Origin of the sequence: Actinoplanes regularis, assembly GCF_900188005.1 — a bacterium.
Lineage (GTDB): Bacteria > Actinomycetota > Actinomycetes > Mycobacteriales > Micromonosporaceae > Actinoplanes > Actinoplanes regularis.
Genome location: NZ_FZNR01000029.1, coordinates 37,984 through 64,319 on the forward strand (window position 1 = coordinate 37,984; position 26,336 = coordinate 64,319).

The following is a 26,336-nucleotide window of genomic DNA, read 5'->3' on the forward strand; positions in this document are numbered from 1 at the left end:
TCGGCATGACCTGATGACTGAGCTGACTGATTCGCTCGCAAGCTCGCTCATCGCGGTAGGTGTTGCCGGGACTCTGCGATCAGGGCCGGGGTGAGCAGGGTGCCGAAGCGGTCGGCGAGCAGCGAGATCTCGTAGCCGACGAGGCCGAGATCGGATTCGCTGCCGGCCACCACGCCGAGGACGCTGCCGCCGGTGATGACCGAGACCAGCAGGAAGCCCCGATGCATCTCGATCATGATGAGCTTGAGGCCGTCGAAGTCGTAGCGGCGCGACGCGCTGCGGGCCAGGCTGGCCAGACTCGAGACGATGGCGGCCAGCTGGTCGGCCTCGGCCCGGTTCAGCCCGTCCGAGCTGGCGATCAGCAATCCGTCGGAGGACACCGCCACGGCGTCGCGCACGCCGTCCGTCTGGTGAACGAAGTTGCCGAGCAGCCAGTTGAACTGGTGGCGATCCGCCGAGGTGTCAACGCTCATCATTCTTCTTTCCAGGTTGCTGCCAAGGGGCCATTTCGGAACTCCGGTCACGACAACCCCGCTGTTTCGGCGTTACCACGCTGAATGCCGCCGCGCAGCGCGTTGAGCCGAGCCCGTACCGCCTCCGGCGAGTCGCTGACCGGGGCCGGCCGGTCGGCCGGCGCGGTGCTGGGCGCGTCCACGCGCGGCCGGTCGCGCTGCGCACGGGGGATGCGCTTGCGCAGGCCGTTCGGGGTGCGGGGCACACCGTCGTCAGAGAAGGCGGGCACGGTGTCGTCCACCACCACGTACTCGATCGCCGTGGACCGGAGCGCCCGGTCGACGGCGACGACCGTGGTCGTCGCCGGCTGGACGGGCGCGTGCTCGGCGGTGGGCAGCCGCAGTGGCCGGGCCGGCTCGACCGTGGCGGTGACCTGGCGCGCCGGGGCCCGGGCCGGACGGGGCGCGGTGACCACCGGCTGGTCGGTCAGCAGCTCGGCGGGCAGGGTGATCCGCGCCGTCACCCCGGTCACCGGCGACGGGGTGAGCTGAACGTCGATGCCCATCTGCAGGGCCAGCCGGCCGACCACGTAGTGGCCGAGGAAGCGGGCCGGCGCGGTGATGAAGTCACCCTCGCCGCGCAGCCGGGCGTTGGCCCGCCGCATGTCGTCCGGCGTCATGCCGACGCCCTGGTCGGTGATGGCGATCAGATAATCGGAGCCGATCCGGCGGCCGTGGATCTCCACGTCCATGTCCGGCGGGGAGAACGACAGGCCGTTCTCGATCAGCTCGGCCAGCATGTGCGCGATGCCGCTGACCGTGGAGCCGGCCACCAGCACGTCGTCCACTCGGCGCAGCGTGACCCGTCGGTACTCCTCGACCTCGGAGAGCGCGGCGCGGATCACGTCCGGGACCAGCAGCGGCCCGGAGAGCTGTCGCGGGCTCGCCGCACCGACCAGGACCAGCAGGCTCTCCGCGTTGCGGCGCATGCGGGTGGCGAGGTGGTCGAGTTCGAAGAGGTTCGCCAGCCCGGTCGGGCTGGACTCCTCCCGTTCCAGCTTGGTGATGAAGGCGAGCTGGCGGCGGAGCAGGTTCTGATTGCGGCGACCGAGGTTGGCCAGCGACTCGGCGGTGGTGCGGCGCAGCATCGCCTGCTCGGTGGCGAGCGCGTACGCCGTCGCCTGCACCCGGTCGAACGCGTCGGCCACCAGCCGGACCTCGTCACTGGCGCCGCGGGGCACGAGCACCGGTGGCGGCGGGTCGGTGCCGGCCCCGGCCGAGGCCCGCTCGACCGCTTCCGGTAGCTGCTCGCCGGCCAACTGGTTGGCCTCGCCGGCCAGCAGGGCGAGCGGCCGGGCCACCGACTTCGAGGCGACCGTGGCCAGCCAGACCGAGCCGGCCAGACAGATCAGCACCACCGCGAGGAGCACGCCGAGCCGGACCGAGGCCTCGTCCTTCAGGGTCGCGGCGCGAACCGAGATGACCGAGCCGACGTGGTGTTCCAGCTGCAGGATGTCGTCCAGCACGGTGGTCTGCGCGGACCACCAGGACTGCGGGTTGACCTGCAGGTACTTGTCGTCACCGGAGAGCAGGGCGACCTGCTCGAAGTAGGCGGCCTCGCGCGCCGCACCGGTGTCCAGGGCGTAGTCGCGGCCGGCCCGCGCGGTCGGGTCCGCAAAGCGGTCGAAGCCGGCCAGTGCCGTGTCCTTGGTGGCGCGCATGGTGACGAACTGGAGGTACTCGCCGCGTTTGAAGCCGCTGGCGGAGAAGACGCCGTTGAGGAACGCCCGCTCCTGCGCGATCGCCTCCTTGACCTCGCCGAGGGCCTCCAGCGTGGCCGCACCCCGGCGCAGCTCCTCGTCGTCGGCGCTGTCCAGGTCGAAGTCGAGGTTGCCGAGCGCGGTGATGCGCTGGGTGTAGTAGGCGAAGGTGGGGGCCGGCTTGCCGGAGCCGGTGTCGGTGCCGGCCCGGACACTGGTCAGGCCGTCCAGCTCACGCACCACGCCGGCGACCCGTTCGTCGGCCTCGCCGCCGTCGTCGATCAGCCGCTCCACCGAGCCGCGGCTCAGGTCGACCTCGTTGCGGGCGCGCTGCAGCTCGGAACGGAATCCGTCGTTGCCGCCGAGCAGCCCGGCGGCCAGGCCACGTTCCGTCTGCAGGCCCTGGATCAGCTCCTGCACCGCGAGATCGACGGTCACGGCGCGGGCGGTCGCGGACGCCGTGCGATAGTTCCGGACCTCGTCGACCGCCACGATGGCGAGCAGCATCAGGGTCGTCGCGACCGGCAGGGCCAGGGTGCGGACCACGCGCCGGCGGATCGTGCCGCCGGTTCGGTGCCGCCGGTTCGTGAGGCCGGCGCTGGGGTCGGGCGGGTTCTCCCCGTCCGGCGCGGACTGCTCGGCGCCCTCAGTATGGACGGACAAGCGATCAGCTCCTCTGTCGACTGCCGGCCCGGCACGGTTACGGCCGGCAGGCAACGGCGATCATTGCTACGGATTTACCGTTAAGTTTGTTTCGCAGAGTGGAGAGGCGGCGCAGCGCGAGATGCGGCCATGGGGGAATGGGGCCGACCCACCATGATCGCCGCATTAGAATCTGCTTTTTGTCCTTGATGGTCAACACCGCGGGCCGATATTTACGTCGGTGCAACGTCTTTACGCATCGGCGCGATCACTCAAGGTCATCTGGGAGCGCTCTCAGTCGCTGCCTGTGAATGCGACGGGAAGCCCAATGCCGCCGACCTCCGGAGGGTGGGAGGACGGGGACTCCACTACGGATATCGACTGACGATGGGGCCGGCGCTGTGCGCCGGCCCCATCACTGCTGGAGCACCCTCAGCCGGCGGGCGTGACCGCCAGGGCGGCTTTGCCGGTGCCGTCCTTCGCGAAGAAGAATTCGAGCCGGAAGTCCCCGGATTCCGTCAGGGGACTGGTGGTGATCTTTCCGGTCGGGCTGCAATGCGTGAGGTCGACCTGCTTGCCGCTCGGGCTCGTCAGCCAGACCGTCCCCGTCCGGCTGCTGCCGGTGACATCACACGACAAGGTGTACCTGCTGCCCGCGACACCGGTGAAGCGGACGTGCGCCTGCTGGCCCGGGACCGTGGTCTCCACGGTGACCGGGACGCCGTCCGCCGCCGCGGTGGCCTCGACGTTGCCCGGGATCCGGTAGGCCCAGAGCGTCACCGTGTTCGTCTCCGCCGTGTTCATGGCGACGGTCAGGGTGTGCGTGCCCGCCTTCGTCATCGTGGCGGTGTATCGGGAGGAAGAGCTGAACGCGGAGGGGTAGTCGTTGTACGGCGAGTCCTCCGCGGCGTTGCAGGCGCCCTGGGCGAGGATCTGCCCACCCGGCTGGGTGAAGCCGACACGTGCCCGGTCGGTGTCGGTCCACCGCATCGGTGCGCGGTGGGAGCCGAGCCGGCAGCCGATCCAGACCCGTTCGCCGCCCTCGGCCTTGACGGTGACCTGCGCGACCTGGCCCGGCGTGGTGGTCTCCAGCGTCACCGGCGTGCCATCGAGCGGCAGCTCGGCCGTCACCGGTGCGGGAACCGTGTGAACCCGCAGGGTGAACTCATCGGTGTTCTCGCCGCCGGGGTTGATCAGAATGGTCGAGGTGCCGGCCTGCAGCAGGCCGTTGAAGAAGGTCGGTTCCCCGCCGGGGCCGTCGTCCTGGCAGCCGTCCAGTACCTGACCGTAGTAGCGCGGCTTGTACAACCAGGCAAGCGTGAACGCGTTGCCCTTCCGCTCACACGTGATGTACACGCGGGTGTCGGCCTGCAACGAGAAGGTGGCCTTGACCCGCTGGTACGCGACGGTGGTCGCCAGGGTGACCGGGGTGCCGTCGGTGGCGAGTTCCGCCGTCACGTCAGGCAGCGTCGAGACGGCGCTCACCGTGGCGCTGTAGGTCCTCCCGCGGCTTCCCGGGTAGATCACGAACCGGTACGTGCCCGCCTCGCCGGCGGTGTACAGCCCGGCCTCGTCCGGGTCGCTGCTCCCGCAGCGGGCGAACGCCTTGAAGTCCTCCTCGACGGCCTTTCCGCGCGGGTCGACCATCATGATCCACGGGGTGGCGGTCGACTGGCACATCATCTGGACCCGCTGTCCCGCCCGCAGCGGGAGGGCGAACGAGAGGTTCTGCTCCGGCTTGGCCGCCGCCAGGGTCAGCGGCGCACCGCCCGGCGTGACGGTGCCCGTGACGTCCTCGATCATCAGGACCTTGATGGTCGCGCTGAACGGCTGGCCGTTCTCGCCCGTGAACAGCATCCGGAGGCGGCCGCTGTCCCGGAAGGGGTCGAAGTCCAATGGTTTGTGCGCGTCGCACTTGCTCTTCTTGAGTTCGCTGCCGTCGGCTCGCTGGATCACATAGGACGACGCGGTGGTGCCCGGATCGCACGACACGATCAGGTGCCGGCCCGCGGAACCGGTGAAGAAGACATGCGCCTTCTGGTCCGCGGAGGTGGTGGCGATCTTCACGGGCTCGCCGTCAGTGGTCGCCCACTCGACGACGTCGTCGGCTGCCGACGCCGCGGCGGCCAGCACCAAGGGGGTGACCGACAGACCTAGGGCAACGGCGGCGGTTATGGCTCGGATGCGAGTGAGTCGCAATGGTGCTCCTTGAATGGGTGAAACGCCGCCCGCGGAGCGGCCGGGAGGACGCGCGGGCGGGGTCGGGCCTCCGGATGGAGAAGGCCGCGGGTCAGGCCGTCGCATCGGCCTTCGTCGTTCGGAGACGAACTCGTCACAACGCTAGAGATCCAGGGGTGGTGTGCAACAGACGCACCAACCGCCGTCTTGACAGGCGGCCGATCTCGTGCTTACGGTCAGTCATCGTGATCACCGTCTCTGTAGTGGACGACGACCGCATGCTGCTCGACGGCATGACCGCCTGGCTCTGTGACGCCCCGGACCTGCGGATCGTCGCCTCCGCCACCACCGTCGCCGAACTCCTGGCCATCGAGCCCGAGCCGGCCGAGGTCGTCGTGCTCGACCTGCTGCTCGCCGACGGCTCCGAGCCTGTCGCGAACGTCCGGCGGCTCTGCGACGACGGCCGCCGGGTGCTCGTCGTCAGCGTCATTCCGCAGGCACGGCACGGCATCGACATCGCGCGGGCCGGTGCGCTGGGCTATCTCACCAAGGATCACCGGCTGCCGGTGCTGGCCGACGCGATTCGCGAGGTCGCCACCGGCCGGCACGCCCACTCGCCGGAGCTCGCGTTCGCCTGGTCCACCGACGACGGGCCCGGCAGCCCTCGATTGTCCGGCCAGGAACGCGCCGTCCTGGTGGCCTACGCCTCCGGGCTGACCCTGGCGGCGACCGCCCGCAAGGCCGGCGTGAGCCCCGCCACCGCCCGGCAGTACCTCGACCGGGTCAAGGCCAAGTACGGCGACGCCGGACGGCCGACCTACACCAAGCTCGACCTCGCCGACCGGGTACGCGAGGACGGGCTCGTCCGTTACCCGGCCTGAACGGCATCGACGGCGTCAAGCGCCAGTTCGACGCTGGTTCCCTCGCCGGGCATCGAGAACACGAGCAGCTCGCCGCCCACCTCGCGCATCCGCTCACCGATCGAGTGCCGCAACCCGAAGCCGTACCCGGTGATGTCCGGGTCGAAGCCGCAGCCCCGGTCGACCACCCGGACCGTCAGTCGCCGGCCGGTCCACTCCGTCGTCAGCCACGCCTCCTGGACACCGGCGTGCTTCGCCACGTTGTTCAAGGCCTCGCGACACGCGTCCGACATCGCCTCGGCGGCCCGGTGCGACAACCACGCCGGAAGTTCGCCGACATACAGATTGACCCGCAGGCCGAGCGCCCCGGCGTCCGCGGCGACCCGGGCGAGGCGGCACCCCAGCGTCGACGGCGACGCTTCTTCCTCCTCCTCGGCGGCGACCAACCGCCGGATGTAGTCCGCGTCGGCGGCGCAGCGCTGCCGGACCGCCTCCGACCGGTGGTCCAGGCCACCGCGGGCGATCGCCGTGAGCGTCGCGAGCACCGTGTCGTGCAAGGCCCGGTGATGCTGTAGTCGTTCGGCGAACCGAGCCCGATCCGCGGCACGTGCCGCCCGCGCCTCGATGTGCCGCTGGGTCGCCTCGTCCGCCGCCCGCGCCTGCTTGGCGACGAAGTAGAGCGCCAAGGCGAACCACATGCTCCAGTTGGCAAGGTCGAGAAAGCCGGGTGTCAGCGGCGGCAGCGCTCCCGTGTGGACCACGAGCGCTGCCAGAGCAGCCAGCAACACCAGCGCGACCAGCGCCAGCGCCCGCCGGAGCGCGAGTACGGCCCCGGCCGTGGCCGCCGTCGCCATCACGAACTTCCGCGCCCAGTTCTCGGTCGACGTCGCGAACGCCGTCTGCAGAATGTGACTCTGCGCGAACAGCAATGCCACGGTGACCAGGACGTCCACCCCGAGCAGGCGCTCGGTGATCCAGCCCCGCCGCCACACCGCGACGGTCAGCCATCCGTTCCACGCCACGGCTACGCCGATCGCCGCCGCGTTCGCCGCCGGGTTCACGACATGCGTCGCGCCGTGCGACCACGAGTTCGTCACGGCACCCGCGATGTAGCTCGACCGCTGCACCAGCAGCACCACTGCCACCAGCCGCAGCGCGTGCTGCCCGCTGCGCGGGACCCAATTACGCCGTACGTCGACCCAGCCGGACCGCACCCGGGACAGAACCTCCCGTTGCACTTCCGCCACCCTGCCTTCGCCACCGATCCGTCCTGGTCAGCGGGACTGTAGCCCACAGTTCCCACCATCCGGCGCCGGCGAGCCCCGCCTGTGACCGTCCGATCCGGGCGCATGCCCGGCGCTGTGACTCCGGCGGGGCCAGGCTGGGGACACGCCTCAGACGGTGCGGGCCGGCATCAGCCCGAGACGACCCGGTTCCGTCCGGCCCGCTTGGCCGTGTAGAGATTGCGGTCCGCGACGGACAGCACGGCAGCCTGGCTGCGGGTGCGGACATCGTGCATGCCGGCCACCCCGATGCTGGCCGTGACGGGCAGCCCGCCCGTGATCTCCTGCCACCCGTACGTACTGACGGCCTTGCGGATGTCGTCGAGCTGAACGGCGGCGACGGCATCTGACGTCCTGGGCAGAACCAGGAGAAACTCCTCGCCGCCCAGCCGGGCGACGAATCCGTCCGGGGCGGCGGCGGTCAGACGGCTCTCCAGGATCCTCGCTGTCTGCACCAGCACCTGATCGCCGACGTCGTGGGAGAGCCGGTCGTTGATCTGCTTGAAGTGGTCCAGGTCGACGATCGCCACGGTGAGCTCAGGGTCCGTCGCGATCAGCCCGGGCAGTTCCTCGTCGATGTAGCGGCGGTTGGGCAGGCCGGTCAGCGGGTCGCGGCGGGCCTGCTCCCGGAAGAGTTCCGCGTCCTCACGGGCCTCGGCCCGCTCGAACAACGCCAGCCTCGTCTGAGCCTGGACCTCCGCCTGGCGCGACTGCAGACCGTCGCTGGCGTCGGTGAAGATCTTGTGCATCCGGAACGCCTCGGCGTACTCGCCGCGCGCGGCGTGCAGCTCAGCCTGTTCCTGGTACACCCGGACCAGCACCTGGTGCAGCTTGCGCTCGACGCACAACGCCTGTGACGCGTCCAGGCCGGCCTGGGCCTCGTCGAAGGCGCCGAGGCCACGCTGGGCGCGCGCCAGGGTGAGGTGATACTCGGCCAGATCGTCAGCGTCGTCGCTGTACCCGGCGGCATGGCGAGCGATGCACAACCGCATCGTCTGTACGGCCTCCGCGTACTCGCCGTTCTCGATCTGGATCACGCCGATCGTGTCCAGCGCCGCGGGGTCGAGCTCCGGACCATGAGTAGTGGCGTGCTCCTGCAACCGGCGGGCCACCTGCTGGGCGCGCGAGAAGTCGCCGGAGCTGTACTCCGTGTAGGCCCAGTTGTTGAGGAGCATGGTGAGCAGCTCCCACTGGTGCAACTCCCGGGCGAGTTCCTCAGCCTGGCGGTACCGTGCGCGGGCAGCGTCGATCGCCCCGTTGAGGCCCAGCGCGTCGGCCAGCCTCGTACGGTGTGTGACCTGCATGTACGGCGTGGCGCTCTCGTCGAGCAGTTCGACCGCGCTGAGCGAGTGCTCCAGGCACTGGGCCAGGTCACCGGAGAGACGGCGAATGTTCGCCCAGGTCAAATGGGTGCGGGCCTGCAGGTTGGAATCGTCGTGCGCAACAGCCCAGTCGTGGATGTCATCGAGTTGCCGTGCCGCCCCCTCGAGGTCACCGGTGCGCATTTCCATGCAGATCCGGCAGAGCCGGGCCCGTACGACAAGAGTCTCGTCGCCCAGGGCGTCGGCCTGGCGTTCGAGCTCCACCGCAGCGGCATAGGCGGCCTCGGCGTCCCAGACGATCTCGTTCTCCATCGCCGAGAGGGCAGCCGACAGCTGCTCGGCGCCGGACATGCTGCTGTTCAAGGCTCACCCCCGTATCGCGTTCCGCCTCACATCGACCTCACACAACCCGACCTGACACAACTGTGAGCTTTGCCAGGATGCCCAACCGGGGACGAACCCCTTGAATCGCCTGATACACCTACTCGGCGCCGGTTCAGGACCACCCGCCCGAGCTGCCGGTCGATCAGGCGCCGACGTGGATGCCCGGGCGTTGGCCGGGGTCGGGTTCGTGCTTACGGACGATCTCCCGGACGACCGGGGCGGTGTCACCGCGGCCGAGCAGGAAGTACCGCACCATGTGCACCAGCGGGCTGCCCTCGGCCCAAGCGAAGTAGCAGTGCGGCCGTACCCCGGTGGTGTCGCGCAGGGCGAACAGGATCGCGGCTATGGCGTTCGGCGCGGCCGGTGCCTCGGCCCGCAGGGCCCGGTGACCGTCGACCTCGACGCCGTGCACGGTGAGGGTGTCGCTGAAATCGGACGGGTCGATGACGTCGATCTCCAGGAAGATCACGTCAGCGTTGCCGGGCACCGGGTTGTCACCGCGCTGCTTGCGTTCCCTGAGTTCGTATTCGGTGGCGTCGCCGGCAAGGCGCCGGTGGGCGATGATGTTGATCTGCTGGTCATGGGCCAGCGTATTCGTGATTAATCGACGAGCGTCATCGTCGAACACGATCTGATCCGCGCGCAGCTCGGTGGTACGCGCCACCCGGGAGATCAGGGAAATGATGATGATACCGGCGATGAACATCGCCGAGATTGCGAGCCCGTCGGGTTTGGCGATGATGTTGGCGAGGAGTGCGTAGGCCAGCACCGTGGTCAACAGCCCGAATCCGGCAGCGAACGACCGCTGCCGACGCTGGATCGCGGAGATGGTCACCGCGAACGCCCCGGAGACCATCATGGCGAGGATCCCGGTGGCGTAGGCGCCCGCCTGGGCGTCGACGTCCGCGTCGAACGCGATGGTGATGGCGATGCTGATCGCGGTGTAGACCAGCACTACCGGCCGCACCGCGCGGCCCCACTCCGGCGCCATGCCGTAGCCCGGCAGGTAACGCGGCACGATGTTGATCAATCCGGCCATCGCGGACGCGCCGGCGAACCAGAGGATCAGCACGGTGCTGATGTCGTAGAGGCTGCCGAACGTCTCGCCGAGATACTTGTGGGCCAACCAGGCCAGGGCCCGGCCGTTGGCGTCGCCGCCCGGGGCGAACTCTTCGGCCGGAATGAGCACGGTGGTGACCACGCTGCTGGTCAGTAGATACCCGCTCATGATCACCGCGGCGCAGGTGAGCAGCCGGCGCATGTTGTGGATCCGTGAGCGCAGCCGCTGCTCGGCGTCCGTGCCCTCGGACGCGACCAACGGCATCATGCTCACCCCGGTCTCGAACCCGGACAGGCCCAGCACCAGCAGGGGGAACGCCAGTAACGCCGGACCGATCAGGTGGCCGAAGCCGCCGTCGCCGGAGGTCAGCGCCGAGGTCCATGCCGACCAGGTCGAGGGTTTGCCGACGATCTCGGCCAGACCCCTGGTGACGACGACGGCGTTGAGGATGAGGAAGGCCGCGACCAGCGGGATCGCCACGCTGACCGCCTCACTGAACCCGAGCAGGAACACCCCGCCGAGCACCAGCAACATACCGACGGTGAAGATCACTTCGTGGCCGTGCAAGGCGCTGGGAACATGCGGGTTCTCGACCACGTGCAGGGTGGCGTCCGCCGCGGACAGGGTGATCGTGATGATCCACGAGGTGGCGACGAAACCGAGCAGGACGAGCACGAAGAGTTTGCCGCGCCAGAACGGGAGCAGACGCTCCAGCATCGCCACCGACCCGGCGCCGTGCGGGCTCTCCTCGGCCACCCGGCGGTACATGGGCAGCATGCCCAGCAGGGTCAACAAGACGATGAGCAGCGTTGCCAGGGGCGACGCCACGCCGGCGGCCGCGGCGGCGATCGCCGGGACATAGGCCAGGCTGGAGAAGTAGTCCACTCCGGTCAGGCACATCACCTGCCACCAGGGGTGCTGCTCGGCGTGCGCCTCGCCGGCTGCCGGCCCGCTCGGCTGCACCCGGTGCTTGAGCAGCCAGCCGGCCAGTCCACGGGCCGGCTGCGGCCGGGCCGCCGGGGTGTCGATCACCGCGGGAACGGCGAATTCGTTACCGGCTTCCGCCTGCGTATCGGGCTCGTCCGCCTTCTTCGCCACACCGCGAACGCTACGACACCCCACACCGGTGGCGTGCCCGGTTGGTGACGTTATGCCCCAGATACGAGGACAGCCGGCTGCAAGGTCTTTGATGAAGCCGCCCGGGTACGACCACGCTGCCGGCGACGACGGGCGGAGAGGGTCACGGCGGTCGCCGCCGAGGTGAGCCCGCCGGCCGCGTACGCACCACCCCGCGCGTCCGCATCGACGCCGGAGATCCAGGTGTTCAAGAATGCGGCGCCGGTCTCGGTCGTCCGGCACCAGCGGCGGGTTCTGCCGAAGCCGCCCTTGTCGAAGCCGATTTGTGTACACACTTTCGGTATGCGCAGGATCGAGGTGCATCCGGCCCGGGCGCAGCTGTCGGCGGTGCTCCGGGTGGCCGCTGAAGGCCGGCCGGTGCCGCCGGCCCGGCACGGCGAGCCGGCCGCGGCGGTCGAGCCGTGGCGGCACCGCCTTGACGACCAGCGGGCGGCGTTGCGAAATGATCGGCCGGACCGGCCCTCGGCGGGTGACGCCCTGGACGAAGGGGTGTCCGCGCCGGCGGACCGGCGGGGCTGAGACGTCATGTCCGCTCGTTCGGGTGCTGCTGCGGGGCCTGCGGTGGCGTTACACGTCGAGCTGGTGGTTCCCGAGGCCCACGTCGCGCGTAGCCACGCCGTGGCCCGGATCGCGGGCGTCGCGGCGACGGCCATCAGCGGGGTGGTCATCTGCGGCTGGCTCCTGGACGTGCGCTGGCTGGCCGCTTTCTCCCGCACCGCGGGGACGACGAAGTTCAACACCGCTGTCGGCTACGCGGCGTTGGGTCTGGCGGTGACGATGCTGGGCGGCCCGTCGCCGGGCCGCCGGGCCCGCCGGTGGGGGTACGGGCTGGCGGCGGGGGCGATCGCGGTGGCGGCGATCACCGCGCTCGAGTACCTGTCCGGTCGCGCGTACATCGCCGAGATTCTGATCGAGGACCGCTGGGCGGCGACGGAGGTGTTCGATCCGGGCCGCATGTCGGTCATGGCGATGGCGGGCCTCTGGCTGATCGGCTCGGGGCTGCTGTTGCACGACGCCCGCCGGCCCGCGTTGCGCGGGCTGGGCCAGGCGTGCCTGCTGGCGTCCGCCGCGGTCGGGCTGCTCGCGGCGGTCGGGCACCTGTACGCGGTGCCGCTGCTGACCGGGTTGTACGCGATCGCCTATCCCACCGTGTGGGCACTGCTGCTCGCCGCGCTGGGAGCGCTGGCGGCCCGCCCCCGGCAGGGGCTGATGGCCGTGATCCTGAGCGAGCACGCCGGCGGTGTGGCCGCCCGCCGGCTGCTGCCGATCGCGGTCGGAGTACCGCTGACCCTGGGCTGGCTGCAACACCTCGGCGAGCGGTACGGCCTGGTCGAGGCGCAGCTGGGCACGGCTGTGGTGCTGGTGCTGATCGTGGGCTGCCTGGTCGCGGTCGTGGTCTGGCTGGCCGCTGAGCTGAACCGCGCGGACGCACGCGCCCGGCTGGCCGCCCAGCTGCGCCAGGAGGTCGAGTCCCGCGCCGCGGCACAGGCCGCGGTCGCGGCCGCCAACGAGGAACTGGACCGGCGTAACCAGGCGCTGGATCGCGCCAACGCCGACCTACGCGGGCTGGCCGCGATCGTGCGGTCCTCCTACGACGCGATCATCAGCGTGACCCTGGACGGCACGATCACTGCCTGGAACGCGGCCGCGGAATTGCTGTACGGCTACTCCGCGCAGGAGGCCATCGGCCGCAACACCACCATGATCATGCCGCCGGATCATGCGGCCGACCTGCCCGCCCTGCTGACCCGCGTCGGTCACGGCGAACACATCGAGCACTTCGAGACCCGCAGAGTCTGCAAGGACGGCCGGGTGCTGGACGTGTCGGTGAGCATCGCACCGGTGTTCGACGAGACCGGCTCCGTGGCCGGCGCCGCGACGATCGCCCGTGACATCACCGCCGGCAAGGTCGCCCAGGCCGAGGCGCGCCGGCTGGCCGCCATCGTGCAGTTCTCCGACGATGCGATCATCGCGTTCGAGCTGGACGGGAGGGTCACCGCCTGGAACGCGGGCGCGGAGCTCCTGTACGGCTACTCCGCGCAGGAGGCCATCGGCAGGAGCGTCTACCCCCTGATCCCCGCGGGCCAGGAGTCCATGATGCGTGAGCGGATCAGCCGGGTCGGCCGGGGTGAGCACGTCGACCGGTTCGACGGCCAGCGGATCCGCAAGGACGGCACGGTGGTCGACGTATCGATCAGCCTGGCCCCGCTCCTCGACGAGGCCGGCGCGGTCACCGGCGTATCCGTGCTCGCGCACGACATCACCGCCCGAAAGGCCGCCGAGGCCCAAGAGCAGATGCTGCGGGACCGCTCGCAGGCCGCCGAACGCCTGGAGAGCCTCGGGAAGCTCGCCGGCGGGGTGGCTCACGACTTCAACAACATGCTCGCCATCATCGGCAACTACGCCACCTTCATCACCGAGCAGACCCCACCCGACAGCACGATCCACGCCGACGCCACCCAGATCACCACCTCGGCCCAACGCGCCGCGGCCCTCGCCGACCAGCTGATGATCTTCGCCCGCACCGAGCCGGCCACCATCGAGGTCTTCGACCTCAACACCACGCTCGCCGACGTACGCCGGCTGCTGCAACGCACCCTCGGCGAGGACATCCACCTGGCTGTCACCCCGTCCGACGTCGAGCTGCCGATCCGTGCCGACCCCGCTCGCATCCAGCAGGTGCTGCTCAACATGGCTTTCAACGCCCGCGACGCGATGCCCGCGGGCGGCACGTTGATCATCGAAGCCACCCCCATCGACCTCGACCCGCAGTCCACGAGCCCCTCGCTGGGCCTGGACCCGGGCAGGTACGCCCGGCTGCTGGTCAGCGATACCGGCACCGGCATACCCCCCGAGGTGGTCGAGCGGGTGTTCGAGCCGTTCTTCACCACCAAGCCCAAGGGGCAGGGCACCGGCCTCGGGCTGGCCACCGCCTACGGCACCGTCACCCAGCTCGGTGGCCAAATCAAGATCTATTCCGAGGTCGATGTGGGCACCACGATGCGCGTCTACCTCCCGTTGGTCGCCCGGCCGGCCGCCGAGCAGGTCGTCACCGGGCCAGCGGCCAAACCACCCCGCGGGCAGGGGCAGGTCGTACTGGCCGTAGACGACGAGGCGGCCATCCGCCACCTCGTGGCCCGCATACTCAACCGCAACGGTTACGCCACCCTGATCGCCGAATCCGGGCCACACGCGCTGAGTCTGGTCGAACAAGAGCATGTCGACCTGCTCCTCACCGACATCATCATGCCCGAGATGAACGGCCGCGACCTCGCCGACGCCCTGCGCCGGAACGACCCCGGCCTACCGGTGATCTACATGTCCGGTTACAGCGACGGGCTCCTGTCCGCCCAGCACCTCCTGACCGAAACCACCCGGCTCATCCAGAAACCGTTCACCGCCGGCGAGCTGCTCGACACCGTGCACACCCTGTTCACCACCGCCTGCGCGACCCGTCCCTGAGACGGGTCGGAGACAGAGCGAAGGACAACAGGCTTTCAAGATCCATATTCCCTGGTACGGCCGATGGGGTCCCGTGGACAGGCCTCGCGGCCTCGTTGCCGTGCCGGTGTCGCGCGATGCCCGTGCCGCCGCGCGGCCGCTGCCGCGTGTCGCGGTCCGCGGTCCGGATGGATCGGCGGCGACGACGGTCGATACGATCTCGTTCCTTCATGATGGGGCCGAGGCAGGCGGCGATCTTTGGTCGCCGAACGTGTTGATCACCAGGGGACCTGTAGTGACCTTCAATGGGTTTATTTCGTACAGCCATGCCGCGGACGGGCGACTGGCGCCGGCCGTGCAACGGGGTCTGCACCGTCTGGCCAAGCCCTGGCATCGGCGGCGCGCCCTGTGGATCTTCCGGGATCAGACCGGACTGTCGGTGACCCCGGGGCTGTGGTCCTCCATCCAGACCGCCCTGGACGGCTCGGAGTACTTCGTGCTGCTCGCCTCGCCCGAGGCGGCGCAATCGCGCTGGGTGAACCGGGAGATCGAGCACTGGATCGCCACGAAGTCGGCGGATCGGATCCTGCCCGTGGTGACGGACGGGGAGTGGGCGTGGGACCAGGAACGTCACGACTTCGCCGAGGAATCGACGGCGGTGCCCGAGGCGCTGCGGGGCGTGTTCGACGAGGAGCCGCTGTTCCTGGATCTGCGGTGGGCGCGCGGCAGCGAGCATCTCAGCCTGCAACATTCCCGTTTCCGGGATGCGATCGCCCAACTGGCCGCGCCGATGCACGGGGTGAGCAAGGACGAACTGGAGGGTGAGGACGTCCGGCAGCATCGCCGGGCGCGCCGGCTGGGGTCCGGGGCGGTTGCGATGCTGGTGGTGCTGACCTTGCTGGTGGGGCTGACCAGCGTTTCGGCGGTGCGCAACGCGGACCGGGCGACCGCCGCGGCAGAGGAGGCGTTGCGTCAGCAGCAGGTGGCGGAGGTGCAACGCGGCAACGCCAATCGGTCCGCGGAGGAGGCGACCCGGCAGCAGGAGGCGGCGCAGCAGCAGCAGGCTCTGGCGGCGTCCGCGAAGGCTGAGGCGCAGCAGTCGGAGCAGTCGGCGCAGGAGCAGCAGTGGCTGGCGGATCGGGCGACGGCCGAGGCCCAGCGGCAGCAGCGGATCGCGGATCAGGCGGCGAAGCGGACCCGCGAACTACAGGGGCTGGCGAAGGCGGCCGACCAGCGGGTACGGCAGCTGGAGCAGGAGGCGCGGAAGCTGGAGGCGGAGGCGCGCCGGCTGACGAAAATCGCCGAGGAGAAGCAGCGGGAGGCTCAGAAGGCGACCGAGGAGGCCGCCAGGCAGCAGGCCAAAGCGGACCAGCAGCAGCGGATCGCGAGCAGTCGACGGCTGACGGTTCAGGCCAACGCGACGGTCGGCAGCGACCCGAAGACGGCCCTGATGCTGGGGGCGGCCGCCCAGGCGCTTTCGCCCGACATCGGGACCCGCAGCGAAGTCACCGGCGTCGTCACAGCGACGAGCTACGCCGGTACGATCAGCGACGTGACATCGGCCGTCTTCCTGCCGGACGGTGTCCTGGCGGCTTTCGGCGCCGACGGCAGGCTGTCGCTGTGGAACGTGACCGACCGGAGGAATCCGGCCCGGGTCACCACGATCAGCGATCCGGTCGAGACCCCCGTGACGCTCAGCCCGGACGGGCGGACCCTGGCCGTTGTCAGCAAGGAGGGCGCCGCGGTCCTGTGGGACCTGTCCGACCGGTCCCATCCGGTCCGGCTTGCCACGCTGTCGAACGGCGGCCACGTGCAGACGGAGGCGTTCAGCGGGGACGGGATCACCTTCGCCACGAGCGACGGATCCGGGAAGACGACCCTGTGGGACATCGCCGACCGATCCCGGCCCCGGCAGCTCGCCACGATGACCGATGGGGCCCCCTATACGGCGAACAAGCTCTTGTTCAGCCCGGACGGCGGCATCTTGATCGTGGACAAGGGCCGATTCGTCACGGCCTTCGACTTGAGCGATCGAACCGATCCCGTCTGGTTCCGCGAGTTACCCAGCTTCACCTTCACGGCGATGGCGTTCGATCCGACCGGTTCAACCCTGGCCGTCGGGGAACTCGAGGGCCAGGTGAGTCTGTATGACATGAGGCGTACGACCAACGCCCGGGTCACGCAAGGTCGGGTCGAGTCGCCGGTCATGCCTCCCGAGGAGCCGGACACCGACCCGATCGAGCCGCCGGACATGCCTCCCGAGGAGCCGGAATTCGATCCGTTCGAGTGGCTGACCGGCATTTCCGGTTACGCCAGCGCGATCGCCTACAGCGCGGACGGGCACTATCTGGCCGCCGGCAGCGGGCAGGGCACGGCGGCCGTGTGGGACATGACGAAGGCGGAGGGGCCCAGTCTGGTCAACACCGTGCGGGCCAACGGCGCAATCAGCGGGGTCTCCGTCGACTCGGGCACGGAAACGCTGGTCACCGCCGACAGTTCGGCGGTGGCGACTCTCTGGGACGTCACGCCCCTCGGCACGCCGGACCCGCTTGCCGCGCTCACCGTCCAGGGTGGGCAGGTCCAGGCGGCGGCGTTCCGGCCGGACGGACGTTCCCTGGTCGCCGCCGGCTCCGACGGCACGGCGAACTCCTGGAACGTGACCGACCCCGCCCGGCCCGTCCGGGGTGCCGACCTGACCATCCGCGGCGGCGGCGTCAGGTCGGTGGCGTTCAGCCCCGACAGCCGCACGGCGGCGGCCGTCGGGCGCGAGGACGGACAGTTGACGCTGACGGATGTGACCCGCCCGAGCCAGCCGGTGACGCTTCCCACCTCGATCGAGGCCGTGGCAGGGACGAACGCGATGGCGTTCAGCTCGGATGGGCGCACCCTTGCCGTCGTCGCCGGCCCCACCAGACTGCTGCTGTGGAACGTGGCCGACCGGACCCGCCCGGCCCTGCTGGCCACGCTGAGCGGCGGCGTGAAGTTCGGGGCGGCGGTGGCCTTCAGCCCGGACGGACGCTCTCTGGTCACCGGCGGCGGCGATCGGACCCTGACGCTGTGGGATCTGACCGACCGCTCCGCCCCCGTCCGGCTCGGCACGCTGGCCGGCCACCGCAAACCCGCGGCGTCGGTGGCCTTCAGCCCGGACGGGCACACGGTGGCGAGCGGCGGCTCCGACGCCATCGCGATGCTCTGGGACGTCACCGACCGGACCCGTCCGCTCCGGCTCGCCACACTCAACGGCCACGACCTCGTGGTGAGCACGGTGGCCTTCAGCCCCGACGGGCACACCCTGGTGACCGGGGACAAGGGCTCCGAGGCGTTCCTGTGGGACATCGCCAACCCCGCCGGGCCGATCCGGCTCGTCATTCCGCGTGGCCTCGGCGGCCGGGTGCAGGCGGTGCTGTTCAAACCCGACGGGCGCACCCTGGCCGTCGCCGGCCAGTCCGGCAGCCGAGGCGCGACCGTCACGCTGCTGGACTACACGAAGCTGAACAGGCTCCGCGCTGACCCGGCGAAATTCGCCTGTGCCGTCGCCGGCCGCGGCCTGGACGCCCGGGAATGGGCCCGCTACATTCCGGAAATCCCGTACCAGCGTTCGTGCACCGGCTGACGGCTCGCCGCTCGCGGCGGTGCCCGGGAACCCCTGCGTTCCCGGGCACGACCGCGGTCTCGTGTGCGTGCCGGCCGATCTTCGGAACCAATCGACTCTCATTACGCGCCCGCTGTGACCTGTGGGTGGATCTCTAGGCTGGGGGGATGAAGGTTCTGTCCGTCCAGTCGGCGGTGGCCCACGGCCATGTCGGGAACTCCGCGGCCGTGTTCCCCCTGCAGCGCATCGGTGTCGAGGTCGTCCCGGTCTACACGGTGAACTTCTCCAACCACACGGGGTACGGCGCCTGGCGGGGGCCGCTGATCCCGCCGGCGGACGTGGCCGAGATTCTTCTCGGGGTGGAGGAGCGTGGAGTCTTTCCACAGATCGACGCCGTGCTGTCCGGATACCAGGGCGGGACGGGCATCGCGGACGTCATCATCGACGCGGTGCGCCGGGTGAAGGCCGCGAACCCCTCGGCGGTGTACGCCTGCGATCCGGTCATGGGCAATGCCAAGTCCGGATGCTTCGTCGCGCCCGAGATCCCGGTACTGCTACGGGACCGAGTCGTGCCGGTGGCCGACATCATCACGCCGAACCAGTTCGAGTTGGGATTCCTGACCGGGACCGAGCCGGCGAGCCTCGAGTCGACCCTCGCGGCGGCCGACCTGGCCCGTGGCATGGGACCCTCGACCGTGCTGGTCACCAGCGTGGAGCGGCCGGACCGGGAGGCGGGCACGATCGAGATGCTCGTCGTGGACGGGTCGGGGGCCTGGATCGTGAGCACCCCGCACCTGCCGTTCAAGGCGAACGGATCGGGCGACGTCACGGCCGCGCTGTTCACCGCCCACTACGTGGCGACCAAGGATGCGGCGGTCGCGCTGGAACGAACGGCTTCCAGTGTCTTCGATCTGATCGAGATGACCTATCGGTCCGGCCAGCGTGAGCTCCAACTGGTGCCGGCCCAGGAGTTCTACGCCACGCCGCGAATGCAGTTCAGCGCCAGACAGGTGCGCTGAGTCGCGATCCCGTCGACCGCCTCGCCGGTCAGTGCGTGGATGACGAGATCGAGGGCTGTCTCGAAGGAGTCGTCGACCGGGCCGGCCGGCGTGGAGCCGTGGCTCTGCTCGAGGTCCGTGAAGCCGTGCAGGATCGCGCGCAGGGTGTGGACCAGATGGATGTGCCGGTCGGTGGTCACGCCGAGCACGGTCACGATCACCTGCGTGGGCTCCGCGACCCAGCCCGCCCACTCGGGATCGGTTTCCGCGGAGGGCCCCGAGCGCAACGCCGCATACAGGCCGGGATGGCCCCGTGCGAACGCCCGGTAGGCCCGTGCGATCGCGCGCAGCGACGCGGCTGGGCTCGGCTCACCCGCGGCGGCAGCGGCGAGGCACGCGGCGAGACGCTCGCCGGCGCGGTGGGCCAGGGCCCGCCGGAGCCCGGTGAGCCCGTCGACGTGTGCGTAGAGCGAGGGGGTACGTACGCCGAGAGTCGCGGCGACCGTGGCGAGGCTGACCTCGGCCAGCCCCTGCCGGTCGGCGACAGTGGCCGCGGCGGCGACGACCTGGGCTCGAGTGAGCCCCACCTTGCGTCCCATTCGGCAGGTGCCCTCAGGCCGCGCGCTGGACGAGCACCCGGTGAGCGAGGGCGTCGTTCATCGCCTCGAATCCCGCACGGGTGGCCGTCTCGAGTGAGCGGCGCAACGGGCGGACGAGCAGGCCGTGGAACGTCTCGCTGTGCACCAGCCGGCACCCGGTGCCGTTGGGAGCCAGTTCGAATCGGTGGCGTCCGGAGAACAGACCCGGAATGCCGATCTGACCAATCCACTCGAACACCCGGCCGGGATCGGCGACGGTGACCGTGGGACGCAATGTGGAGGCCCGATCACCCGCCTGCACGCGGATGGTGAGCCGCTCGCCGACGGCGACGTTGCCGGCAGCCTCGGTGATGAACGGATTCCACGCGCGGTAGGCCCGCAGGTCGATCAGATGCTGCCAGACGTCTTCCGGTGGCGCTGCGATATCGACCTCGGTCCGCAGTACGAGGCGCATGTCGGGTCCCCTCTGTCTAATGTCATTAGACAGCGTATCCAAGGCGATTAGACAGGTCCAGTGCGCCGGCGAGGGAAGGGCCGGTCAGTCTCCGTTCGAGCTGGGACTGCCGGGCGCGGGATCGCCGGGAAGCCGCAGCGCGGGCGTCGGCAGCTCCCAGATGGTGCTCGGGTCGTTCAGCGGGTTGCCGTGCCACATGCGTACGTCGATGGCGGGATCCCGCAGCTTGCCGGCCTCCACCGTGGCGACGTCGCCGGTCGAGAGCACGAACTTCGGCAGGTTAAGGCTGGTCAGCTGGTTCTCGCCGGCGGGCTCGGCGGGCAGCAGGGCATCGGCCAGCCGCACCGCGTCCCACGCCGGGATCAGGTAGGTGCCCAGGTCGTTCGCGCGGCAGGGCTGGCTGGTGAGTTTCGCGGCCGCATCGAGTGGACAGGCGTCCCTCAGCAGCCCGTTCACCGCGCCGGGTGCGCGGTCGGCGCAGGCGAAGGGGCCCTTCAGTCGTACGAGATCGCCCTGTTTCTCGATCTCATGGGCCAGGGTCCGGTACGCCTCCGCGGTGAGATCGGCGCAACCGGGCCCGCTGACGTTGTAGTTGACCGCCCAGTCCGCGGTGCTGACCGCCCTCAGCTGATAGTTCGCCATGAAGCGGCTCACCGACACGTCGGCGATCACCAGCCGGGGGCGCGAGTGCCCGCACACCTCGTTGACCCGCTGCACGAACTCCGCGAAGCGGGTCCACCGGTCGGCGAAGTAGAGCACCGCCGGTGGCCTGCCCTTGTCGGACTCGCAGATCGAGTCGTCGATCCGGTCGATGGAGGTCAGGTGCCGCGCGGTCGCGGGCGGCTGCTGGCGGACGGCGCCGAGCAGATCGTTGACCAGTGAGGTGGTGTACTGGTCGGTCGGGCTGGGCTGCTGGTAGACGTCCAGCCGGAAACCCTTCGGATAGGCCTGGGCGAGCCGCCGTACCGCGTCCTCGGCATAGGCGTAGTTGGGCGGGGCCAGCTGGAGGTAGCCGGGCCGGTCCACGAACGGGTGGTCGGGTGCGCCCAGGTCGGCGAGCAGGTTCGGCGCGATGACCGGGATCCCGGCGTCGAGCAGCCGGTTGATCGCGCGCTGGGTGATGTCCCGGCTGTCGCCGCCGCCGATCACGACCAGCCGGTCCCCCAGGGCCGGCCGCCTATGGATGATCATGGAGGCGACGTCGTCGGCGTGCGCGACGTCCTGGCCGGCGTCGGCGATGACCACGTGCACCCGGTGGTCGGTCGTCGCCTCGAGGTGCGACTGGGCGTACAGGAAGGCACGCAACTGGTCGCGCTCGGAGGGGTAGTCGCGGCCGTCGGCGCAGCGCGCCGGATCGGTCTTGAGCGGCTCGCAGGAGAGCGCACCCAGCCACACGACGGTCAGGTCACCGCGGTTCAGCGACCTGTTGCTGTCCAGGATGCGTCGTTGCAGCGCGGTGGTGACCGGGTCCCGGCCGAAGGCCGAGGTCGCGAAGACGCCGGCGTCGGCGGTGTCGAGCAGGCCGTAGCAACGGCCGTCCGCGGTGGCCCGGAGCGTGGTGACGCCGGTCGAGGTGGGCAGCGTGTAGCAGTTGTTGAGCACGCCCGGCAGCCATTGGGCGCGGGTCCAGCCGAGAAAGCTGAGGACCAGCGTCAGTACGGCGAGCACGGCGTGGTGGGTGGTGGTCAGGGCCGGTTGCTTGACGAGCCCGACCAGCTTGTCCGAGATGACGATGGGCAGCACGATGGCGGCCACCGAGATGCCCAGCGCCCGCGCCTCGGAGCTGCCCGAGAAGATGTCGGCGACGAAGACGGTGGCCAGTGCGAAGAACGCCGCGATGCCACCGAGCAATGCGACGAGCTTGATGTCGGCGGTCAGCATGGTGGCGACGACGGCCAGCACGATCGCGACCGCGATGGTGCTCACCCCGACGTAGCCGGTGATCGCGGCGTGCACGATCAGCACCAGCAGGGCGAGCACCGCCACCTGCCGTGATCGGGAGCGGCCGGCGAGAAACGATGCGAGGCCGGTGGCCGGCGCCTCGGTGGCGGGCCGGGACATCAGGTCGCGCACCCGGCCGACGATCCACAGGACGCCCCACAGCGTTACGGCGGCCGCCACCACGACCACGACGGCCCACCAGCCGGACGAGCCGGACAGCAGGGCACGGCCCAGAATGATCACGGCCAGCACCACCGCGGCCAGGCGTAGGAGGACATCCCCGTTCAGAAGCGAGCGCAGCAGTTGCCGGTACCGCATCGACACCCCGTCCCGTACTCAGTGGACACTCAGCGTAGGGAATTCGTGCCAGCGGGCAACTGGCACGGCGGACTGCGATGGTCGATGGATGTCGATATCGTGACCCGCGTAGTCCACACACGGGGGAGTGGGAATGATGAGGCAATGGCGTACCGCCGCGGCGACTCTGCTGGCGACCGCACTGTTCGTCGGAGGTCTGCCCGCGATCGCGCAGGCCGCCGAATTCGGTGCGATCATCATCAGCACCGGTGACCCGAACCCGGGCGTCATCCACGTCAGCGTCGACACCGCCGACCCGATCGCGTCCGTCCACGCGGACTTCGTCGACCCGGAGACCTCGGCGGTCGTCGCGACGGCCGACGACTTCGTGCTGGAGGAGGAGCAGATCGCGGGCCGGGCCCGCTACGTGACCTCGGCGCCCGTCGTGATGGAACCCGGCAGGTACGACGCCAACGTCACGATCACCGCCGCGGACGGCACGATCGGCCGCGCCGGTGACACGCTCTACGGCTACCAGATCGTCGCGACCGTCGACGACCTCAGCGCGGATCGCTCGACGATCGACCTGGACCACCGGGAGGTGACCGTCAGCGGCGTCCTGCGGGGGCGCTGGCCCGGCACCGGTGAGGTCCGTCCGCTCGGTGGTGCGCTCGTCGGCCACTGGGTCCACCAGAACGCGGGCGACCCGATCGTCACGGCTTCGGACGGCACCTTCACCCGCACGTTCACGATGTCCGGACTGCTCAACACCATGGAGTTCTTCTACGACAGCGGCTTCCCGCAGACCCGCGGCGGTGGCAACACCGAGTACGCCGTCACGGTGGTCCCGCAGCAGACCCGGGTCCGGGTCCAGGCGGACAAGCGCCGCGTCAAGGCCGGTGACCCGGTCACCCTCACCGGCAAGGTCGAGCGGCTCGGGGTGAACGGCTGGACCGCGGTGCCGGAGCAGACCGGCCTCTGGGTCGAGAGCGGATGCGACGACACCGGCTGCCCCTTCGGATACAACGATGTTCAGCTCGCCGCGGACGGCACCTTCCGCACCACGACGCCGGCGCAGCGCACCGGCTTCTTCCGGGTCAGGGTGACCGGGTACGCGGACTTCCTGACCGGGAGCAGCGGGCAGACCCCGGTCGTGCGGGTGACGCCGGCGCTGTGACCCCGCTCAGCCGGCGTTCTGCCGGAACGGGAAAGACTGGAGGACCCTCCCTTTGAACGACGATTCCCCAGGTGGCGCCGGCGCCTTGCTGGAGCTGTCCGGACGGTTCCAGCCCCGGCGTTACGTCATCGGTCACTCGGAGCTCGAGATCCGCAGTGTGGCCGCCTCGGGGCGGGTGACCAGCCTGAAGTTCTTCGGGGTGATGGCCGTCAAGCTGAAGTCCGGGTACAACTCGCTGACGGTGACCGATGCCGACGAGCCGTTGCGGTCGGAGGTGCTCTCCTTCATCGGGGTGGCCGGGCGGTCGTCGGCGGGGAGGGTCCGCGTCTTCGTCCTCTCGGGGGACAGCTTCGTCGCGTGTTTCTCGCTGGTCGTCCGTGAGTTCGCGAACACGAAAGACACGGACGGGGAGCTGATCTGGACTAGCGCAAATAGGTTTGCTGTGGAAACCTGTTTGCATGACCACTGAATCGGTGCCCGCCGGTGGGGATGCTCGCCGGCTGCTGACGGAGATGCGTGATCTCACCCGCCGGGTGCGGGTCGACCAGCGCGTGACCTGGCTCGCGCTGTCCGTGCTCGCCGCGGCGACCCTCATCGGGATCCCGTTCGACTACCTGTTCCTCAAGCTCGACTGCACCGGCGGCGGCCTGTGCAGGTTCGACCGGAAGGGCGTGCTCTTCTACTGGCCGCCGGTGCTGCTGCTGGCGTACGCGGTGATCGCCTTCTGCTACATCCGCGTCGCCCGGTCACGGGGGCTGGGCGCCCGGGTGCTGCCGTTCGCCTTCACCGGCGCCGGGCTGACCGTGCTGTTCCTCGCCGCCTGGATCGGGATGCGGGGATACCTGGCGCACCACGTGGTGGATCACCCGTTCCCGGACTGGGTGATGCTCCTGGACCGGCTGGTCGCGCCGTGGGGCCTGATCGGCGTGGCGCTGCTGGTGCTGGCCCGCCTCGAACGCAACCTCGGGCTGCTGCTGTTCACCCTCGGCTACCTGGTGGTGGCGCTCGTGCCGGTCGACTTCGGCTGGCACTGGCACGGCCAGGAACGCACGATGTTCCTGCCGCAGCAGATCATCAACGGCACCGTGCTGCTGCTCGGCGCGATCGGGTTCGCGCTGGCCGGCCGGCGGCAGCGGTGACCGCCGAGGCCGGCCACCCGGCGAACGGGCTCGACGAGGTGGTGCACCAGCGCGTACGGCTGGGAATCCTCGCCATCGTCCACGAGGCCCGCCGGGTCGAGTTCGGATATCTGCGCGCTCAGCTCGACCTGACCGCCGGCAACCTCTCCAAGCACCTGAGTGTGCTGGAGGAGGCCGGGCTGATCGAGATCGAGAAGGGGTACGAGGGAAAGCGCGGCCGCACCTGGATCACGCTCACCCCGGCCGGCGGCACCGCGCTCGCCGACGAGATCACCCGCCTGAAGCAGCTCATCGCACGGGTGGAGCCGGGCACGTCATGACGACCCGCCGGGCGCCCGCGCATGCTCGCCCCGCTCCGGCTCCGTTGCCTCCGCCAGCGGTACGGCCAGCACGTTCGCGTCCGGGGAGAGGCTCCACGCGGGCGGGAACCCGAACGGTTGAGGGGTGCCCACGGGCAGCACCAGCCGGGTCCGCTCCAGCTCCTGCGCGTGCAGCGAGTCGAGCAGCCACCGTACCCCCGGCCACACCTCCGGCGGAGGCGGAGCCGACGGCGAACCGACCACCAGCAACAACCGGTCGGGGTCGGCGGGAACCCGGCGCACGGCGTCGTCGGTCTCGTGGTCGCGGCGCACCCACAGGCCGCACCGTACCGCCTCGACCAGCCAATTCTCGGCGATCCGCTGCGCACCGACCGACACCGTCGTCCGGTCCGGCAGCGGTGCCCGCCACTCCAGCAGGCGAGGGGCGTCGCCGGGCTGGTACCGCAGCCGCTGCGCCGGGGGACGCCACGCCGGGCGGCCGGCGCCGTCCACAACGGTGCGCACCCTGACCCCGTCCGACTGGACGCCGGGCATGCCCGCGTCGACGTGGACGGCCGAGAGGTCGTCGCCGGGCAGGCGCGCGGCGAGATCGTCGACGATCCGCCCGTCCGGCCCGTACGGGATGAGGGTGATCTCCTCGCCGACGGTGGGCGCGAACTGCTTGACGTAGCGGGTCACGGCCCGCGCGTCGAGGGCCTCGTCCCCGGGCCGGCCGATCACCAGGGTCACCATCGCGGGATGGACCGGCACCGCGAAGGCCGGGTCGTCGGGAGCGGTGGCCTCGTCTCCGGCGTGCAGCCAGAGGCCGGCCGGGATGGGCGTCACCCGCAGCGCCGGTTCCGCGGGCAGCGGCCGGGCGAGGGTGCGCTGCCACGCGGGGGCCGGGTGTCGTGGCCCCTCGGCGTGGGGCGCCGCTCCGGGACGGAAGGTCCACCAGGTTCCACCGGCCACGAACAGCATGTCGGGCAGGGCGACCACCGGCCCGTCCGGCGCGATCACGGGCAGGCCCAGCGACTGGGCGAGGCGCCGGGCGAGGCACCAGCCGTCCGGCCCGGGCGCAGCCGCCCCGGGCAGCACGAGCCGTACGGCGCCGCACCCGGGCGCCAGCGCCGGGTTGAGCAGCGCCCGCAGCAGCGGGATCTCCGGCGGCGACGTGAGGTCGACGAAGACCGTGGTCACCTGGGGGTCGCTCGGTAGCTGCGGCAGCTGCGGCAGATCCGTCCCGGCGTCGGTGTCGACGATCAGGAGCATCGATCCGTACGGGCGGATCGTCGGGGCGGGTGTGCGTTCGGGCACCGGT

Annotated in this window: 19 protein-coding genes; 9 read left to right on the forward strand and 10 right to left on the reverse strand. The window is 70.4% G+C overall.

Annotated features, from left to right (window positions below; all coding sequences use genetic code 11):
• Positions 1 to 47: 47 nt before the first annotated feature.
• From CHC09_RS40430 to CHC09_RS40440, 3 genes are all read right to left on the reverse strand, one after another.
• A complete protein-coding gene (locus tag CHC09_RS40430) occupies positions 48 to 473 on the reverse strand; it encodes a roadblock/LC7 domain-containing protein (RefSeq protein WP_089298601.1) in 426 nt (141 codons plus the stop codon).
• Between the two features lie 47 nt (positions 474 to 520).
• Complete coding sequence (locus CHC09_RS40435) at positions 521 to 2,875, reverse strand: sensor histidine kinase (protein WP_239138847.1); 2,355 nt, start codon at positions 2,873 to 2,875, stop codon at positions 521 to 523.
• A gap of 411 nt (positions 2,876 to 3,286) precedes the next feature.
• Positions 3,287 to 5,053, reverse strand: coding sequence for a hypothetical protein (locus CHC09_RS40440; RefSeq protein WP_143232850.1), 1,767 nt, complete (start codon positions 5,051 to 5,053; stop codon positions 3,287 to 3,289).
• 224 nt (positions 5,054 to 5,277) lie between these two features.
• Here CHC09_RS40440 and CHC09_RS40445 point away from each other — a divergent pair, with 224 nt between their 5' ends.
• Positions 5,278 to 5,913 (forward strand): transcriptional regulator, encoded by a 636-nt coding sequence (locus CHC09_RS40445; RefSeq protein WP_089298565.1) that lies wholly within the window; start codon positions 5,278 to 5,280, stop codon positions 5,911 to 5,913.
• Here CHC09_RS40445 and CHC09_RS40450 read toward each other — a convergent pair.
• From CHC09_RS40450 to CHC09_RS40460, 3 genes are all read right to left on the reverse strand, one after another.
• Positions 5,901 to 7,130: a sensor histidine kinase gene (locus CHC09_RS40450; protein WP_143232851.1), complete on the reverse strand. Its 1,230-nt coding sequence runs from the start codon at positions 7,128 to 7,130 to the stop codon at positions 5,901 to 5,903. The genes CHC09_RS40445 and CHC09_RS40450 overlap by 13 nt on opposite strands.
• Positions 7,131 to 7,306: 176 nt before the next feature.
• Positions 7,307 to 8,860 (reverse strand): GGDEF domain-containing protein, encoded by a 1,554-nt coding sequence (locus CHC09_RS40455; protein WP_239138846.1) that lies wholly within the window; start codon positions 8,858 to 8,860, stop codon positions 7,307 to 7,309.
• Between the two features lie 163 nt (positions 8,861 to 9,023).
• Positions 9,024 to 11,039 (reverse strand): APC family permease, encoded by a 2,016-nt coding sequence (locus tag CHC09_RS40460; RefSeq protein WP_425320683.1) that lies wholly within the window; start codon positions 11,037 to 11,039, stop codon positions 9,024 to 9,026.
• A 321-nt stretch (positions 11,040 to 11,360) separates the two neighbouring features.
• On the opposite strand from CHC09_RS40460, the gene CHC09_RS40470 reads away from it, so the two are divergent.
• From CHC09_RS40470 to pdxY, 4 genes are all read left to right on the forward strand, one after another.
• The gene (locus CHC09_RS40470; protein WP_089298569.1) at positions 11,361 to 11,597 is read left to right on the forward strand and encodes a hypothetical protein; all 237 of its coding nucleotides are present in this window, start codon (positions 11,361 to 11,363) and stop codon (positions 11,595 to 11,597) included.
• Between the two features lie 42 nt (positions 11,598 to 11,639).
• Entirely contained in the window at positions 11,640 to 14,540 is a 2,901-nt protein-coding gene (locus tag CHC09_RS40475) for a PAS domain-containing hybrid sensor histidine kinase/response regulator (RefSeq protein ID WP_179277489.1), read from the forward strand.
• Between the two features lie 274 nt (positions 14,541 to 14,814).
• Complete coding sequence (locus tag CHC09_RS40480; protein ID WP_143232852.1) at positions 14,815 to 18,132, forward strand: toll/interleukin-1 receptor domain-containing protein; 3,318 nt, start codon at positions 14,815 to 14,817, stop codon at positions 18,130 to 18,132.
• A 146-nt stretch (positions 18,133 to 18,278) separates the two neighbouring features.
• Positions 18,279 to 19,130 carry a pyridoxal kinase PdxY gene (gene pdxY, locus CHC09_RS40485; protein ID WP_089298572.1) on the forward strand — a complete coding sequence of 284 codons (852 nt, stop codon included), beginning with the start codon at positions 18,279 to 18,281 and terminating at the stop codon, positions 19,128 to 19,130.
• On the opposite strand, the gene CHC09_RS40490 is transcribed toward pdxY, so the two are convergent.
• The 3 genes from CHC09_RS40490 to CHC09_RS40500 form a co-directional block, all read right to left on the reverse strand.
• Positions 19,085 to 19,696 (reverse strand): TetR/AcrR family transcriptional regulator, encoded by a 612-nt coding sequence (locus tag CHC09_RS40490; RefSeq protein WP_179277490.1) that lies wholly within the window; start codon positions 19,694 to 19,696, stop codon positions 19,085 to 19,087. The two genes, pdxY and CHC09_RS40490, sit on opposite strands and share 46 nt — an antisense overlap.
• Positions 19,697 to 19,721: 25 nt before the next feature.
• Positions 19,722 to 20,162, reverse strand: a complete 441-nt coding sequence (locus CHC09_RS40495) for an SRPBCC domain-containing protein (protein ID WP_089298574.1) — start codon at positions 20,160 to 20,162, stop codon at positions 19,722 to 19,724.
• 84 nt (positions 20,163 to 20,246) lie between these two features.
• Positions 20,247 to 22,421 (reverse strand): hypothetical protein, encoded by a 2,175-nt coding sequence (locus CHC09_RS40500; RefSeq protein ID WP_143232853.1) that lies wholly within the window; start codon positions 22,419 to 22,421, stop codon positions 20,247 to 20,249.
• Positions 22,422 to 22,554: 133 nt separating this feature from the next.
• On the opposite strand from CHC09_RS40500, the gene CHC09_RS40505 reads away from it, so the two are divergent.
• The 4 genes from CHC09_RS40505 to CHC09_RS40520 are packed head-to-tail and all read left to right on the forward strand — an operon-like array spanning position 22,555 to position 25,036.
• Entirely contained in the window at positions 22,555 to 23,577 is a 1,023-nt protein-coding gene (locus tag CHC09_RS40505) for a hypothetical protein (RefSeq protein ID WP_089298576.1), read from the forward strand.
• A gap of 52 nt (positions 23,578 to 23,629) precedes the next feature.
• Positions 23,630 to 24,046 (forward strand): hypothetical protein, encoded by a 417-nt coding sequence (locus CHC09_RS40510; RefSeq protein ID WP_143232854.1) that lies wholly within the window; start codon positions 23,630 to 23,632, stop codon positions 24,044 to 24,046.
• Positions 24,036 to 24,716, forward strand: coding sequence for a hypothetical protein (locus tag CHC09_RS40515; RefSeq protein WP_089298578.1), 681 nt, complete (start codon positions 24,036 to 24,038; stop codon positions 24,714 to 24,716). The genes CHC09_RS40510 and CHC09_RS40515 overlap by 11 nt, the downstream gene beginning before the upstream one ends.
• Complete coding sequence (locus tag CHC09_RS40520) at positions 24,713 to 25,036, forward strand: winged helix-turn-helix domain-containing protein (RefSeq protein WP_089298579.1); 324 nt, start codon at positions 24,713 to 24,715, stop codon at positions 25,034 to 25,036. Before CHC09_RS40515 ends, CHC09_RS40520 begins: the two co-directional genes overlap by 4 nt.
• Here the strand turns inward: CHC09_RS40520 and CHC09_RS40525 are convergent.
• On the reverse strand, positions 25,031 to 26,332 hold the full coding sequence (locus CHC09_RS40525) for a hypothetical protein (protein WP_143232855.1): 1,302 nt from the start codon (positions 26,330 to 26,332) through the stop codon (positions 25,031 to 25,033). The two genes, CHC09_RS40520 and CHC09_RS40525, sit on opposite strands and share 6 nt — an antisense overlap.
• Positions 26,333 to 26,336: the final 4 nt, after the last annotated feature.